Source organism: Sphingomonas endolithica (genome assembly GCF_025231525.1).
In the GTDB taxonomy this organism is placed as follows: Bacteria; Pseudomonadota; Alphaproteobacteria; order Sphingomonadales; family Sphingomonadaceae; genus Sphingomonas; species Sphingomonas endolithica.
In genome coordinates, this window is the sequence record NZ_CP103057.1 from 2,878,115 (window position 1) to 2,891,124 (window position 13,010).

A 13,010-nucleotide genomic window follows, 5' to 3' on the forward strand; every position below is an offset into this window, starting at 1 on the left:
GGTCAGGCAGTTCCGGCCTGGCGGTTCCGCATCGATCGATAAACGAACCGCGCCACCACCCCGATCAGCCATGTTCCCGCCGTGCCCATCACCGTCAGGATCAGGATCAGCAGCGAGACGGGAAACCAATGCAGCCGCATATGCTCTTCCGCGACCGGTTGCGGAAACCACAAACTTGTGACGAACAAGGCCGCCGACGCGAGTAGGGCCCAGCCGATATGGCGACCGATCAGCCCCAGGATGAGGCTGGCGGCAAGCACCACCAGCATCATCACCGGGATCAGATCGCTCATGGCCATCAGGCCGCCTTCTGTACCTCTGCCACGATCTTGCGTGCCGCATCGCCCAGGTCGTTTGCAGGCACGATCGCCAAGCCCGAGGTCGACAGGATGCGCTTGCCCTCTTCGACGTTCGTGCCTTCCAGGCGAACCACCAGCGGCACCGAAAGGTTCACTTCCTTGGCCGCCGCGACGATGCCGTCGGCGATGATGTCGCACTTCATGATGCCGCCAAAGATGTTGACCAGGATGCCCTTCACTGCGGGATCGCTGAGGATGATCTTGAACGCCGCCGTCACCTTTTCGGTCGTGGCGCCGCCGCCGACGTCGAGGAAGTTGGCCGGGAACATGCCGTTGAGCTTGATGATGTCCATCGTCGCCATGGCAAGGCCCGCGCCGTTGACCATGCAGCCGATGTCGCCGTCGAGCTTGATATAGGCGAGGTCGTACTTGGAGGCTTCCAGCTCGGCGGGATCCTCCTCGGTCTCGTCGCGCAGTTCCATCAGGTCCTTGTGGCGGAACATGGCATTGCCGTCGAACGCGACCTTGGCGTCGAGCACCAGCAGCTGGCCCTGCTTGGTCACAGCGAGCGGGTTGATCTCGATCTGCTCGGCATCGGTGCCGATGAACGCGTCATACAGCTTGAAGGCAGTGCTCGATGCCTGCTTGGCGAGATCGCCCTCAAGGCCCAATGCATTGGCGACGGCACGGCCGTGATGCGGCATGAAGCCGGTCGCGGGGTCGATGTCGAACGTCTGGATCTTTTCCGGCGTGTCGTGCGCGACGGTTTCGATGTCCATGCCGCCTTCGGTCGAGACGACCATCGAGACACGGCCCGAGGCGCGGTTGACGAGCAGCGCGAGGTAGAATTCCTTATCGATGTCGGCGCCGTCGGTGACGTACAGGCGATTGACCTGCTTGCCGGCATCGCCGGTCTGGATCGTCACCAGCGTGTTGCCGAGCATGTCGGTCGCCGCCGCGCGGACTTCGTCCTCGCTCCAGGCGAGGCGCACGCCGCCCTTGGCGTCAGGGCCGAGTTCAACGAACTTGCCCTTGCCGCGGCCGCCGGCATGGATCTGCGATTTGACGACATAAAGCGGCCCGGGCAGCTTCTTCGAAGCCTCGACGGCTTCTTCGACGGTCAGCGCCGCGAAGCCTGCGGGAACGGGGACGCCGAACTTGGCCAGCAGCTCCTTGGCCTGATATTCATGGATGTTCATGGGTGAACGCGCACCTTTCAGGAAAATCGGGGATTGCAGCCGCCTTAAGCACAATGGCCCCGTGGAATCCACCCCCGGGGCGCCAGCCGGGGCCATGTGCGACAGCTTCGGCTCGCAACTGGGCGACGTCGCCGCTATATTACGGATATGAACTGGACAATCGGCATCCCGCTGTTCCTGGCGACGGTCATCTTCATGGAAGGGTTCGCCTATGTGGCGCACCGGTTCGTGATGCATGGCCCCGGCTGGTTCCTGCACGAAAGCCATCACCGCGCCCGGCATGGCATCTGGGAATTGAACGATCTGTATGCGGCGATCTTCGCCGTGCCGTCGGTGGTGCTGATGCTGGGGGGACTGCATTTCGGCTGGTGGCCCGGCTTCGCCTGGATCGGTGGCGGGATCGCAGCGTACGGTACGATCTATTTCGGGTTCCACGACATCATCGTGCATCGCCGCGTCAGCCACCGTTATCTGCCGAAATCGGCATACATGAAGCGCATCATGCAGGCGCATCGGCTCCACCATGTGGTGGAGAGCAAACGCGGCACGGTCAGCTTCGGCTTCCTGTGGGCGCCGCGTCCCGAGGACCTAAAGGCAGAGCTGAAGCGCCGCGACCGCGCCGGGATGCGTGCACCGGTGCGAGCCGAGGACAGGACCGAGTCGGCTCGCGTAGAGTAACCGTCGCTGGCGATGCCGATCTTCGCTAGTGGAAAAGACATGACGATCTCGGCCAATCACCCCCATCCGTCACCCCGGACCTGTTCCGGGGTCCACCAGGCGTCTTTCGATGAGGATCGTTCTTCCAAAGCAGAGCGTGCGGCACGGTGACCCGGAACAAGTCCGCGGCGACGGCTGGGAGCTGGAACCGCGCCGCCGCCTTCCGAGCAATGGGCTGGCTTAGTTAAGCGACCAGCGCGCGATCACATCGTGGCGGCGTTCGCCGACGACGCTGTTGATCAACACGATTTCTTCCGCCGTCCATGCGATAGGCGCAAATGATGATATCGCCTCATGCTCGCCATAGACCAAGGTGAGATGCGGATTGAAGCGCCAGCCGAGGCGCGGCAACAACCCGCGGCGGCGAAGCGACTTGTCGAGTTGCGCCTGCAACAGCCCGTAGCGCGTGGAAATCTGCCGCGGCACCAACACGACATGGCTCAGGCTGGCGACCATCTCGTCGAGCACGATCTCGAACCGCTGTAGCGGCACGTCCTGCATCGCCGCTTGCGCCGACGCCGCGGCGTCGGCGGGGAAATCCTGTTCGTCCGGAAAGAGCCACGTCGTCAGGTGCAGCCGATCATCGGCGACGATGTTGCGCGCCTGACCAAAATGATCGCGCAACCGGGCGATTTGCGGCACTACCTCCGCCGAAGGCCGCACCGCGAAGAACAGGCGGTGGAACGGCTCCGACGGCATCAGTCGAACAACGAGGACACCGAGCTTTCGTCGGCGATGCGGCGGATCGCCTCTGCCAGCAGTGGTGCGATCGTCAGGTGACGGATGCTCTTGGCGGCCGCGATCACCTCGTGGCTGCCGATCGAGTCGGTGATCACCAGTTCCTCCAGTGCCGACCCCTCGACTCGCGCCACCGCGCCGCCCGAGAGCACGCCGTGCGTGACATAGGCGACGACCCCCGCCGCGCCGGCTTCCTTCAGTGCCGCGGCGGCATTGCACAAGGTGCCGGCCGAATCGACGATATCGTCGATCAGGATGCAGAAGCGGCCTTCGACCTCGCCGATGATGTTCATCACCTCGGATTCACCTGCGCGCTCCCGGCGCTTGTCGACGATCGCCAGCGGCGCGTTGTTGAGCCGTTTGGCCAGCGCGCGCGCGCGCACCACGCCACCGACGTCAGGCGAGACGACCATCAGGTTGCGGTCGCCGAAACGCGTGAGGATGTCCGCCGACATCACCGGCGCGCCGTAGAGGTTGTCGGTCGGGATATCGAAGAAGCCTTGGATCTGGCCGGCGTGAAGATCGACGGAAAGCACGCGGTCGGCGCCGGCGACGGTGATCATGTTGGCGACGAGCTTGGCCGAGATCGGCGTGCGCGGGCCGGGCTTCCGATCCTGTCGGGCGTAGCCGAAATAGGGGATGACGGCGGTGATGCGCTTGGCCGATGCGCGGCGCAGCGCGTCGATCATGATGAGCAATTCCATCAGATTGTCGTTCGCCGGGTAGCCGGTCGATTGCAGCACGAACACGTCCTCGCCGCGGACATTCTCCTGGATCTCGACAAAGATTTCTTCGTCCGCGAAACGCCGCACGCTGGCCTTGGTCAGCGGAATCTCGAGATAGCGCGACACGTCGCTGGCGAGCGGCAGGTTCGCATTGCCGGTTAGAAGTTTCATCGCGTACCCGTCCCTCGTTGTGGCCCGCTCCTTAGTCGCCGCTTGGGGTTCACCGCAAGGCGGTCGGAATCTGGATCACGCAACCTGTCGCCTATCCCGGACGTTCAATTGCCCGAGGAGACGATCATGCCAGACCAGCCCAACAAACCCGCCGGTGCTTTCGAAGACGATGGCGATGCGCGCCCGGTGAAGGATCAGCAGGCGGTGAAGAACCAGTCTACGGTGAAGCCGGAGGATTATCCCGAACCCGCCGGCAGTGAATTGGCACCGCCCAACAAGTGAAGCGTGGCGTTCAGGTGGGGCGTAGCCGCTAGAGCCACGCCCACCTAGCGCGCGAACCCTCCAAGCAAGCTCGCGACATTGGCGCCGAGCGCGGCCACCGCATATCCTCCTTCCATCGCAACGACTGTAGGCAGTCGGCAGGCTGCGATGTCGGCCGCCAGCACCGCATAATCTTCCGTGGTGAGTTTCAGGTGCGAGATCGGGTCACCTTCCCAGGTGTCCGCGCCGAAGCTCAGCACCAGTAGATCGGCACCGAAGCGAGTGATCGCTTCCAGCGCTGTCGATTGTGCGCGGCGGAACGCATCGAGCGTAGCACCTTGTGCCAGCGGCAGGTTCAGCGTCGTGCCATGCCCTGCGCCCTCGCCCATCTCATCGGCATGGCCCCAGTAGAACGGATAATCGGTACGCGGGTCGGCATGCAGGCTGGCGTAGAATACGTCGCCGCGGGTCCAGAAGATGTCCTGCGTGCCGTTGCCGTGATGATAGTCGATATCGAGGATCGCGACCTTGGCCACGCCCCGGTCGCGTGCGGCCTGCGCGGCGATCGCCGCGGTGTTGAGGTAGCAATAGCCGCCCAGGTAATCGGCACCCGCGTGATGGCCCGGCGGCCGGCACAGCGCGAAAGCGGCAGGATCGCCGGCCAGTACCGCATCCAGCGCCGAGAGCACGCTTTGCGCGCTCCAATAGGTCGTGTCCCACGTCTCGGCGGTTATTGGCGTGGAGGCATCCAGGCTGTAGCGCCCGGCCAACGCGTCGATCCGATCGAGGTTCAGCGGCCGCCGGCCGACGATCGGCCAGACATAGCCCATCACGTCACCCGATCGCCCTGCGGCCGCCCAGCGTGCAGGTGCGGTCTTGAGGAAGTCGATATAGCCGGCATCGTGCACCGCCAGGATCGGCGCCTCGCCATGATCCTGCGGCGCTTCCATGGGCGGCAGCGCGGCGAGGATTGCCGCGACCCGCGCGGGCGTCTCGACATGATCCACGAACGCGCCATTGTGCAGCTCCTTGGCCGGCGCATGCGCCAGCTGGCGGGAATCGAAGAACATCCGCATCACTTGCTCCTCCGCTGCGGCGCGAACCGCAGCACCAGATACCCGGCGAACGCGGACAGCACCGAGCCCGCGAGCACGCCGATCTTGACCGAATCCAGCATCGCCGCATCTCCCGGAAACGCCAGCCCGCCAATGAACAGGCTCATCGTGAAGCCGATCCCGGCCAGCAATGCGACGCCGTAGATCTGCAACCAGCTGGCGCCAGCGGGCTTCGGGGCGATCTTCAACCGCACGGCAAGCGCAACGCCGCCGAAGATGCCCGCCTGCTTGCCGAGGAACAGCCCCGCCGCCACCGCAATCGCCAGCATCGACAGGTCGGTGGCGGAGCCAGCCGCCGCCTGGCCGCCCCCGGTCAGCGCCACGCCGGCATTGGCGAAGCCGAACAAAGGCACGATGGCGAACGCCACCCACGGGCTCAGCGCATGTTCCAGCCGGTGCAGCGGCGAGTCCTCAGTACGGCCGATCGGGATGAACGCGGCGGCCAGCACGCCGGCAACGGTCGCGTGTACGCCCGACAGCAGCACCAGCCACCACAGCAAGGCAGCCGCGACCAGATATGGCGCCAGGCTGTGCACCCGCTTGTTCATCGCCGCCATGATCGCCAGCACCCCTGACGCCGCGGCCAGCGCGCCGATATCGAGCCCGTGACTATAGGCGACGGCGATGATCGCCACCGCGCCCATGTCGTCGACGATCGCCACCGTTGTCAGGAACAGCTTGAGCGCCGCCGGCACGCGCGATCGCAGCAGCGCCATCACGCCGACGGCAAAGGCGATGTCGGTCGCCGCCGGGATCGCCCAGCCGCGCAGCGCCGCAGGATCGCCGCCGGTCGCGGCAAGATAGACGAGTGCCGGCACGATCATGCCCGCCGCCGCGGCGATCACCGGCAGCCGCCGTCCAGCGGGATCGGCCAATTCGCCCTGCACCAGCTCGCGCTTGATCTCGAGCCCGACGAGCAGGAAGAACAGCGCCATCAGCGCATCGTTGATCCACAGATGCACCGTCATCGGCCCGATCGCGGGCGCCAGCACAGGCCCGGTCCGCGCCTCCAGCAGGTGCATATACCCGTCGGCCAGCGGCGAGTTGGCCGCGATCAGCGCGCAGGCAGCGGCGGCGATCAGCACGATACCGCCCGCCGCCTCGTCGCGCAGGAACGCGCGCAGTGCGCTTGCCGTGCGGCTTCGCTCAGCCACTCGCGGCGAGGGCCTGGGCGATCAACTTGCGGCTATTGTCGATGCCGTACAGCGCGATGAAGCTGCCCATGCGCGGTCCCTGCTCGGCGCCCAGCAACGTCTCGTACAGCGCCTTGAACCAGTCGCGGAGATTGTCGAACCCGCCCGCGTCGCCGAACTGGCTCTTGCCGATCTCGTAAACGATGTTCTGGATGTCCTCTGCGCTCGTGCCGGCGGGCAAGGCGGCAAGCTCGCTGTCGAGCCGCTCCAGCGCCGCCACCTCCACGCCTTCCGGCGCGCGGCGCTTGAGCATCGGCGTGACGAAATCGCGCCCATAAGCCAGCGCGCGGTCGATCAAGCGGTCGAGCTCGGGATATTTGTCCGGCGTGGCATCGGCGACGTAATTGCCGAGATAGCCCCATACCTGCGCCTTGCTGGCATCGCCCATCACGCTGACCAGGTTGAGCAGCAGCCCGAACGTCACCGGCATCTCGCCCGCCGGCAGCTTGCCGTCATGGATATGATGCACCGGGTTGCCGAGCCGCTCCTTCGGTTCCTGCGCTGCATAATTGCCGCGGAATTGCCAATATTCGTCCACCGCGCGCGGGATCACGCCCATGTGCAGCGACTTGGCCTTTTTCGGCTCGCGGTAGGCGTAGAACGCGACCGATTCCTCGGGCGCATAGGTCAGCCATTGCTCCAGGCTGATGCCATTGCCCTTCGACTTGGAAATCTTCTCGCCGCGCTCGTCGAGGAACAGTTCGTAGATCAATCCCTCCGGTTTGCGGCCGCCCAGGATCTGCGCGATCCGCCCGCCGAGCTGCGCCGAGTCGATCAGGTCCTTGCCGTGCATCTCGTAATCGACGCCCAGCGCCGCCCAGCGCATGCCCCAATCGGGCTTCCACTGCAGCTTGGCCAAGCCGCCCAGGATCGATTGTTCGATCCGCTCTCCCCCGTCGACGAAGGCGATCAGTCCCGCCTCGGCATTGACGACCTCGACCGGCACCTGCAGCACGATGCCCGATTTCGGGCTGATCGGCAGCACCGGCGAATAGGTCGCCTGCCGCTCGCCGCGCAGCGATGGCAGCATGACGGCCATGATGTCGTCATAGCGGCGCAGCACCTCGCGCAATTTCTCGTCGAACGTGCCGCTGGCATAATAATCGGTCGACGAGGCGAATTCGTAGTCGAAGCCATATTGGTCGAGGAACGCGCGCAACGTCGCATTGTTGTGTGCAGCGAAGCTCTCGTGGGTGCCGAACGGATCGGGCACGCGGCTGAGCGGCTTGCCGAGATGCTCGGCCAGCATCTCGCGGTTCGGCACATTGTCCGGTACCTTGCGCAGCCCGTCCATGTCGTCGCTGAACGCGATCAGGCGCGTCGGCTGGTCGGACAGGGTGTGGAAGGCATTGCGCACCATCGTCGTGCGCAGCACTTCGTTGAACGTGCCGATATGCGGCAGGCCCGATGGGCCATAGCCGGTTTCGAACAGCACGGGTTTGTCGCCCGCTTTGCCGTCCGGATAGCGTTTGAGCAGCTTGCGCGCCTCTTCATATGGCCAGGCTTTTGACTCGAGGGCGAAGCTGCGAAGGTCGGTCGTCATGCCGCGTTCCTAACGACACGTGCGCTTTTCGTCACCCCGGCTCGCTAAGATCGCCATTGAGCGCCTGCATTGCTGGTGACGGCACGTTGCTGGTTCGATAGCATCAATCGATTGGCGACGGGGAGCAGGCGGATGGCAGTGAAGCTGTGGTGGTGCGCTGCGATGACCATGACGCTGCTGACTGGCCCGGCCCCGGCGCGTGCTGCCGCCGAACGGCGCTGCGGCTGGCTCGACAACGTCACGCCGGGTAATTTCGAGCTCGTCGATCGGGACGGTCGGTGGACGATCGCGCAGCAGGGCGGGTACGAAGCACCCGGCTTCGATCGGCTGCCGGACATGTCGAGCAAAGGAGGCGTCGCGACCAATGGGCCTCATGGCTATAGCTGCGCCTGCATCACCGCGCGGACGGACGCCAAGAGCCGGCGGGTGATCGATCTGGTCTCGGGCCAGCCCAGGTCACTGCGCCAGTGCCGCAACGATCGCACGCTGCCGAAACGCTGAAGACAGGGCCGCAGCCACCCTGGACCAGGTTGCCATTCTGTTCCGATAGCGTATCTCGTGCCCATGCTTCGCTATCCTGCCCTCCACGCCAGCCATAGCGGCATCTGGATCGCGAGCGAGGATGGCACGCGACCGATCGGCCGGGGCGAGGCGATCCGCATCGCTGCCGATACGCCGGTGATCGTGCTCAATGCACCACTGGTCGGGCAGCGGCTGGGCTATGGCGATCTGTCGGGGCTCGACGTGCTGGAACTGTTCGCCTTCATGTGCCCGGCGCGGTTCATGGTGCCGACGCCGCGCGGGCTGGCGCGCGTTACCGGGCTCGATGCGCCGGCGCGCGACGAGGATGTCGCCGCCTTTCTGCTCGCCGCCGCGCAGGCGCTGCTCGATCTGCCCAAGGGGGACTGGCCGGAAAAGGAAGGCGCCTGGACCTCGGCGCAATCCTTGTTCCGCATGCGCTGGCCCTGGGCGCCATTGGTCGGTGACCATCTGACCAAGCCGGCCGAGGCCGAGCGCTGGCTATTTTCGAAGCTGCCCGAATGGTCGGAAGGCGCGCCGCGCCCGGCGCCGCGCACGATCACGCTGGATGGTGCCGAAACGCAGGACCGGCTCGCGCTCTTGACCGGCAGCACCGCGGAACAGCGTCCTGGCCAGCGCGCCTTCGCTCAGGCGGCAATGGACGCGTTTTCCCCACGCATGGTGCGCGAATCGCCTAATATGGTGTTGGCCGAGGCGGGCACCGGGATCGGCAAGACCCTGGGCTATCTCGCCCCGGCGTCGCTGTGGGCGGAAAAGGCCGGTGGCGCGGTGTGGGTGTCGACCTTCACCAAGGCGTTGCAGCGGCAATTGGGGCAGGAAAGCGCGCGCGTGTTCCCCGATGCGGCGATCCGCAAGCAGAAGGTGGTGACGCGCAAAGGCCGCGAAAATTACCTGTGCCTGCTCAATCTGGAGGATGCGCTGCAGGGCGGCTTTGCCGGTCGCGCGGCGATCCTCGCGCAATTGGTGGCGCGCTGGGCGGCGTACAGCGCGGACGGCGACATGGTCGGTGGCGATCTGCCGGGCTGGCTGCCCACCCTGTTCCGGCGCAACGGTTCTACCGCGCTGACCGATCGGCGGGGCGAATGCGTCTATGCCGGCTGCCCGCATTACCGCAAATGCTTCATCGAGCGCGCGGCGCGCGCGAGCAGCGAGGCGGATATCGTCATCGCCAACCATGCCCTGGTGATGGTCAATGCCGCGCGCGGCCGCGAGCTGACCACGCGGCCGACCCGCTACGTGTTCGACGAGGGCCATCACCTGTTCGACGCGGCCGATTCCATGTTCTCCACCGCGCTGACCGGCCAGGAGACGATCGAGATCCGGCGCTGGATCCTCGGGCCCGAGTCGGGCGGGCGGGGGCGGCGGCGTGGCCTGCAGGCGCGCCTCTCCGACGTGGCGAGCTATGACGAGGGTGGCGCGCGGGCGATCTCGGAGGCGGTGCTGGCGGCAGGCGCGCTGGCCAGCGACGGTTGGCTGCAGCGTGTCGGCGAGGGCGCACCGTTCGGACCGATCGAGACGTTGCTCGCCGCGGTGCGCGGGCTGGCTTATGCCCGGGCCGAGGCGAATGGCGATGCCGGCTATGGCTTGGAGACCGAACTCGCCGAGCCCGATGCCGCCCTGGTCGAAGCCGCCGGCCCAGCGGCGCACGCGCTCGACGCGCTGGTCCGCCCGCTCGTTGCGCTTGGCCGCCGCCTGGAAGCAGTGCTGGCCGAAGCGCCCGACTGGATGGATGGCCCCGCCCGCGCCCGCATCGAAGGCGCGATTGCCTCGATCGGCTGGCGCGCCGAGACGGTCGCTGCATGGCTGTCGCTGCTCGCGCGCGTCGGCGGGCCGGCGTCGCCCGACTTTGTCGATTGGCTCGCGGTCGACCGGGCCGAGGGGCGCGAATATGATATCGGATTGCACCGTCATTGGCTCGATCCGTCCAAGCCTTTCGCCGAGACCGTGCTCAAGCCGGCGCATGGGGCGCTCGTCACCTCGGCGACCTTGCGCGGCGGCGGGGCCGACCCGGACGAGGGTTGGCAAGTGGCGGAGGCGCGCACCGGTGCGTCGCACTTGCTGCGCGGCGCCAGCCGCTTCGAGGCGCCGAGCCCGTTCGATTATGCCACACAGGCCGAGGTGCTGATCGTCACCGACGTCAAGCGCGGCGACATGGGCGCGCTGGCCAACGCTTATGCGAGACTGGGGTGCGCGAGCCATGGCGGCATGCTCGGCCTGTTCACCGCGATCCGGCGGCTGCGCGGCGTGCATGCGCGCATCGCCGACCGCATGGCGCGCGATGGCCTGCCGCTCTACGCGCAGCATGTCGATCCGATCGACACGGGCACGCTGATCGATATCTTCCGCGACGATGCGAGTGCCTCTTTGCTCGGTACCGATGCGCTGCGCGACGGCGTCGATGTGCCGGGCGATTCGCTGCGTATGGTGGTGATGGAAGGCGTGCCCTGGCCCAAACCCACGGTACTGCATGCCGCGCGGCGACTGGCGAGTGGTGGCAGCGCCTATGACGACCGCATCGTGCGTGCGCGGCTGGCACAGGCATTCGGCCGTCTCATCAGGCGCGCGGATGACCGCGGCATGTTCGTCTTGCTCTCCTCGGCCATGCCGTCGCGGCTGCTGACCGCCTTTCCGCCGGGCGTGCGCGTCGAGCGCGTGACGCTGGACGAGGCGGTATGGCGCGCATCGCGTCTTCCTTCCGTCACGCGGCTGGTGCAAGAGACCCGCCTGGACGCCTGACGGAGAGCCCATGAAGACGTTGACTTTGCTCCGCCACGCCAAATCGGGCTGGGACGACAAGGTCGCGCGCGACGTCGATCGCCCGCTCAACGGCAAGGGCATGCGCGCCGCTGCGACCGTCGGCCGGCATTGGCGCAGCCTCGGGCTGCACTTCGACCATGTCGTCGCGTCCCCGGCCAAGCGCGTGCAGGAGACGATCGCCCACCTCGAATCCGGCTATGGCACGCAATTGGCGCCGGTCGAGGACCGCCGCATCTATCTCGCCTCCGCCGTCACATTGCTCGATGTGATCCACGATCTGCCCGATAGCGCCGCGGGCGTGTTGCTGGTCGGGCACAATCCGGGGCTGGAGGATCTCGTGCTGCTGCTCGTTCCGGGCGGCGAGACCGACGACCTGCGCGATACGGTAGAGAAGAAATTCCCCACCGCCAGCACGGCCGAGATGACAATTGAGGGCAGCTGGGCACAAGTCGCGGCAAACGCCGCAACGCTGACGCGCTTCATCCGTCCGCGCGACCTCGATCCGGCGCTGGGGCCGGACGAGGACTGAAAATCCCGCCCGGACTGCTCCCCGGCGAAGGCCGGGGCCCAGCAAGGGGCAGAGGTAACGAAGCGCAGCACCAGCCACCTGCCGTCCGACGACTGGACCCCGGCCTCCGCCGGGGAACAGTTCAGCCCTTGCCCAACAAATCCCGCAGCCCCGCCAGCGCGCCTGCGGGCTTCACCTCGTCCTCGCTGATCACGCCGGCCGCCTTCAGCGCCGCTGCGGCATTGGGCCCGCGCGGGAACGGATCGAGTGCCAGCGCCACGGTTTCCGCCGCTGCCTCGCCCAGGTCGATCGTTCCGCCCGAATAGAACATCGTGTCGAGCGCGTCCTCGGCCAGTTCGATTTCCTCCTCGTCGACCGCGGCTTCCTCGATGAAGCGCAGCGCGACCTCTTCGCGCACCTCGGCCTTCAGCGGCTCGTCGGTCACCGAACAGCTCTGCACCACCGACGCCGAGACGATCCCGCGCGCGACGATCCCGGCGGTCTCGGTGCGCACGTGGAAGGTCGCTTCCAGCCGATCGACCGCCACCAGCCCGAACCGCGCCGCCAAGGCGTGGCGCTCGGTCTCGTTGGCGGCAATCGTCACGCTGCGCTCCCCAGCGCCGAGCATGTCGATGCGTTCGACACGCGAGAATTCCGGATTGCTCATGGCAGGTCACCCGCGCGCAGCGTTGCCAGCGGTGTCGCCCCAAGCCGATCCCGAAATGCCAGCAGGCCATCGCGGACATGGGCCAGTGCAGCCGGCGCGGGCGCTTCCCCGCGGTACAGGTTGCGCACCAGCGCGGTATCGATCCCGCCGCCGGCCAGGCCGGTGCGATAGGCGCCCAATCGACCGCCCAGCATCCCCATCATCTTGCCGATATGCTTGCCGACGACGACGTCGCCGACGCCAAGCTCGCGCAATTGCCCGTCCATGTCATCGACGAAGCGTTCGGTCAGCACCGCATTGGTCGCTGCCCCCGCTTCTTCCTGCTCCAGCCGCAGCACGACGAGCCCCAGGATCGCTGCGATCATGTCGAATCGCCCATCGACCGTATCGGGCACCGCACCCTCCAGATACCAATGCGGCGCGCGCGCGCGCGCCACCACCGCGGTGTATAGCGGCAGCGCTTCTTCGCTCTTCTGGCCCAACAGTCTCGCCAACCAACCCATGTACGCTCCATGCGGCCCTTGTTTGGCCGCCTTCTCCGGCATATTGAGGCGATCGTCGATCGGCGCAATGCGTA

Annotated in this window: 14 protein-coding genes; 5 read left to right on the forward strand and 9 right to left on the reverse strand. The window is 66.5% G+C overall.

The genetic code is table 11. The annotated features are described in order from the left end of the window. Nucleotides 1-2: 2 nt before the first annotated feature. Both NV382_RS13590 and sucC read right to left on the reverse strand, forming a co-directional pair. Nucleotides 3-293 carry a hypothetical protein gene (locus tag NV382_RS13590; protein ID WP_260597266.1) on the reverse strand — a complete coding sequence of 97 codons (291 nt, stop codon included), beginning with the start codon at nucleotides 291-293 and terminating at the stop codon, nucleotides 3-5. A 5-nt stretch (nucleotides 294-298) separates the two neighbouring features. Then, a complete protein-coding gene (gene sucC, locus NV382_RS13595; protein ID WP_260597267.1) occupies nucleotides 299-1,498 on the reverse strand; it encodes an ADP-forming succinate--CoA ligase subunit beta in 1,200 nt (399 codons plus the stop codon). Nucleotides 1,499-1,645: 147 nt separating this feature from the next. Between sucC and NV382_RS13600 the strand changes: the two genes are divergently transcribed. Then, nucleotides 1,646-2,176, forward strand: a complete 531-nt coding sequence (locus NV382_RS13600) for a sterol desaturase family protein (protein WP_260597268.1) — start codon at nucleotides 1,646-1,648, stop codon at nucleotides 2,174-2,176. A 219-nt stretch (nucleotides 2,177-2,395) separates the two neighbouring features. Here NV382_RS13600 and NV382_RS13605 read toward each other — a convergent pair whose 3' ends face one another. Together NV382_RS13605 and NV382_RS13610 are read right to left on the reverse strand one after the other, a co-directional pair. After that, nucleotides 2,396-2,914: a 2'-5' RNA ligase family protein gene (locus NV382_RS13605; protein WP_260597269.1), complete on the reverse strand. Its 519-nt coding sequence runs from the start codon at nucleotides 2,912-2,914 to the stop codon at nucleotides 2,396-2,398. Beyond that, nucleotides 2,914-3,849, reverse strand: a complete 936-nt coding sequence (locus tag NV382_RS13610) for a ribose-phosphate pyrophosphokinase (RefSeq protein ID WP_260597270.1) — start codon at nucleotides 3,847-3,849, stop codon at nucleotides 2,914-2,916. Before NV382_RS13610 ends, NV382_RS13605 begins: the two co-directional genes overlap by 1 nt. Before the next feature lie 126 nt (nucleotides 3,850-3,975). Here NV382_RS13610 and NV382_RS13615 point away from each other — a divergent pair, with 126 nt between their 5' ends. Further along, on the forward strand, nucleotides 3,976-4,131 hold the full coding sequence (locus tag NV382_RS13615; RefSeq protein WP_260597271.1) for a hypothetical protein: 156 nt from the start codon (nucleotides 3,976-3,978) through the stop codon (nucleotides 4,129-4,131). A gap of 44 nt (nucleotides 4,132-4,175) precedes the next feature. On the opposite strand, the gene NV382_RS13620 is transcribed toward NV382_RS13615, so the two are convergent. From NV382_RS13620 to NV382_RS13630, 3 genes are read right to left on the reverse strand one after another with little or no spacing between them, the layout of a single operon-like run. Next, a complete protein-coding gene (locus tag NV382_RS13620) occupies nucleotides 4,176-5,186 on the reverse strand; it encodes a histone deacetylase family protein (RefSeq protein WP_260597272.1) in 1,011 nt (336 codons plus the stop codon). Next, nucleotides 5,186-6,379 carry a Na+/H+ antiporter NhaA gene (nhaA, locus tag NV382_RS13625; protein WP_260597273.1) on the reverse strand — a complete coding sequence of 398 codons (1,194 nt, stop codon included), beginning with the start codon at nucleotides 6,377-6,379 and terminating at the stop codon, nucleotides 5,186-5,188. The genes NV382_RS13620 and nhaA overlap by 1 nt, the downstream gene beginning before the upstream one ends. Then, entirely contained in the window at nucleotides 6,372-7,961 is a 1,590-nt protein-coding gene (locus tag NV382_RS13630; protein WP_260597274.1) for a lysine--tRNA ligase, read from the reverse strand. Before NV382_RS13630 ends, nhaA begins: the two co-directional genes overlap by 8 nt. 132 nt (nucleotides 7,962-8,093) lie before the next feature. On the opposite strand from NV382_RS13630, the gene NV382_RS13635 reads away from it, so the two are divergent. The 3 genes from NV382_RS13635 to NV382_RS13645 all read left to right on the forward strand — a co-directional run bounded on the left by NV382_RS13635 (nucleotide 8,094) and on the right by NV382_RS13645 (nucleotide 11,787). Then, nucleotides 8,094-8,462 carry a DUF4087 domain-containing protein gene (locus NV382_RS13635; protein WP_260597275.1) on the forward strand — a complete coding sequence of 123 codons (369 nt, stop codon included), beginning with the start codon at nucleotides 8,094-8,096 and terminating at the stop codon, nucleotides 8,460-8,462. 63 nt (nucleotides 8,463-8,525) lie between these two features. Next, the gene (locus NV382_RS13640) at nucleotides 8,526-11,237 is read left to right on the forward strand and encodes an ATP-dependent DNA helicase (protein WP_260600417.1); all 2,712 of its coding nucleotides are present in this window, start codon (nucleotides 8,526-8,528) and stop codon (nucleotides 11,235-11,237) included. 10 nt (nucleotides 11,238-11,247) lie between these two features. Further along, a complete protein-coding gene (locus NV382_RS13645) occupies nucleotides 11,248-11,787 on the forward strand; it encodes a SixA phosphatase family protein (protein ID WP_260597276.1) in 540 nt (179 codons plus the stop codon). 121 nt (nucleotides 11,788-11,908) lie between these two features. On the opposite strand, the gene NV382_RS13650 is transcribed toward NV382_RS13645, so the two are convergent. Then, the gene (locus NV382_RS13650; RefSeq protein WP_260597277.1) at nucleotides 11,909-12,433 is read right to left on the reverse strand and encodes a YceD family protein; all 525 of its coding nucleotides are present in this window, start codon (nucleotides 12,431-12,433) and stop codon (nucleotides 11,909-11,911) included. Further along, the gene (locus tag NV382_RS13655; RefSeq protein ID WP_260597278.1) at nucleotides 12,430-12,936 is read right to left on the reverse strand and encodes a ubiquinol-cytochrome C chaperone family protein; all 507 of its coding nucleotides are present in this window, start codon (nucleotides 12,934-12,936) and stop codon (nucleotides 12,430-12,432) included. Before NV382_RS13655 ends, NV382_RS13650 begins: the two co-directional genes overlap by 4 nt. Nucleotides 12,937-13,010: the final 74 nt, after the last annotated feature.

Coding starts and splice junctions, on each gene's coding strand:
- NV382_RS13590 (WP_260597266.1), bottom strand. CDS start 293: ATGAGCGATCTGATCCCGGTGATGATGCTGGTGGTGCTTGCCGCCAGC.
- sucC (WP_260597267.1), bottom strand. CDS start 1,498: ATGAACATCCATGAATATCAGGCCAAGGAGCTGCTGGCCAAGTTCGGC.
- NV382_RS13600 (WP_260597268.1), top strand. CDS start 1,646: ATGAACTGGACAATCGGCATCCCGCTGTTCCTGGCGACGGTCATCTTC.
- NV382_RS13605 (WP_260597269.1), bottom strand. CDS start 2,914: ATGCCGTCGGAGCCGTTCCACCGCCTGTTCTTCGCGGTGCGGCCTTCG.
- NV382_RS13610 (WP_260597270.1), bottom strand. CDS start 3,849: ATGAAACTTCTAACCGGCAATGCGAACCTGCCGCTCGCCAGCGACGTG.
- NV382_RS13615 (WP_260597271.1), top strand. CDS start 3,976: ATGCCAGACCAGCCCAACAAACCCGCCGGTGCTTTCGAAGACGATGGC.
- NV382_RS13620 (WP_260597272.1), bottom strand. CDS start 5,186: ATGCGGATGTTCTTCGATTCCCGCCAGCTGGCGCATGCGCCGGCCAAG.
- NV382_RS13630 (WP_260597274.1), bottom strand. CDS start 7,961: ATGACGACCGACCTTCGCAGCTTCGCCCTCGAGTCAAAAGCCTGGCCA.
- NV382_RS13635 (WP_260597275.1), top strand. CDS start 8,094: ATGGCAGTGAAGCTGTGGTGGTGCGCTGCGATGACCATGACGCTGCTG.
- NV382_RS13640 (WP_260600417.1), top strand. CDS start 8,526: ATGCTTCGCTATCCTGCCCTCCACGCCAGCCATAGCGGCATCTGGATC.
- NV382_RS13645 (WP_260597276.1), top strand. CDS start 11,248: ATGAAGACGTTGACTTTGCTCCGCCACGCCAAATCGGGCTGGGACGAC.
- NV382_RS13650 (WP_260597277.1), bottom strand. CDS start 12,433: ATGAGCAATCCGGAATTCTCGCGTGTCGAACGCATCGACATGCTCGGC.
- NV382_RS13655 (WP_260597278.1), bottom strand. CDS start 12,936: ATGGGTTGGTTGGCGAGACTGTTGGGCCAGAAGAGCGAAGAAGCGCTG.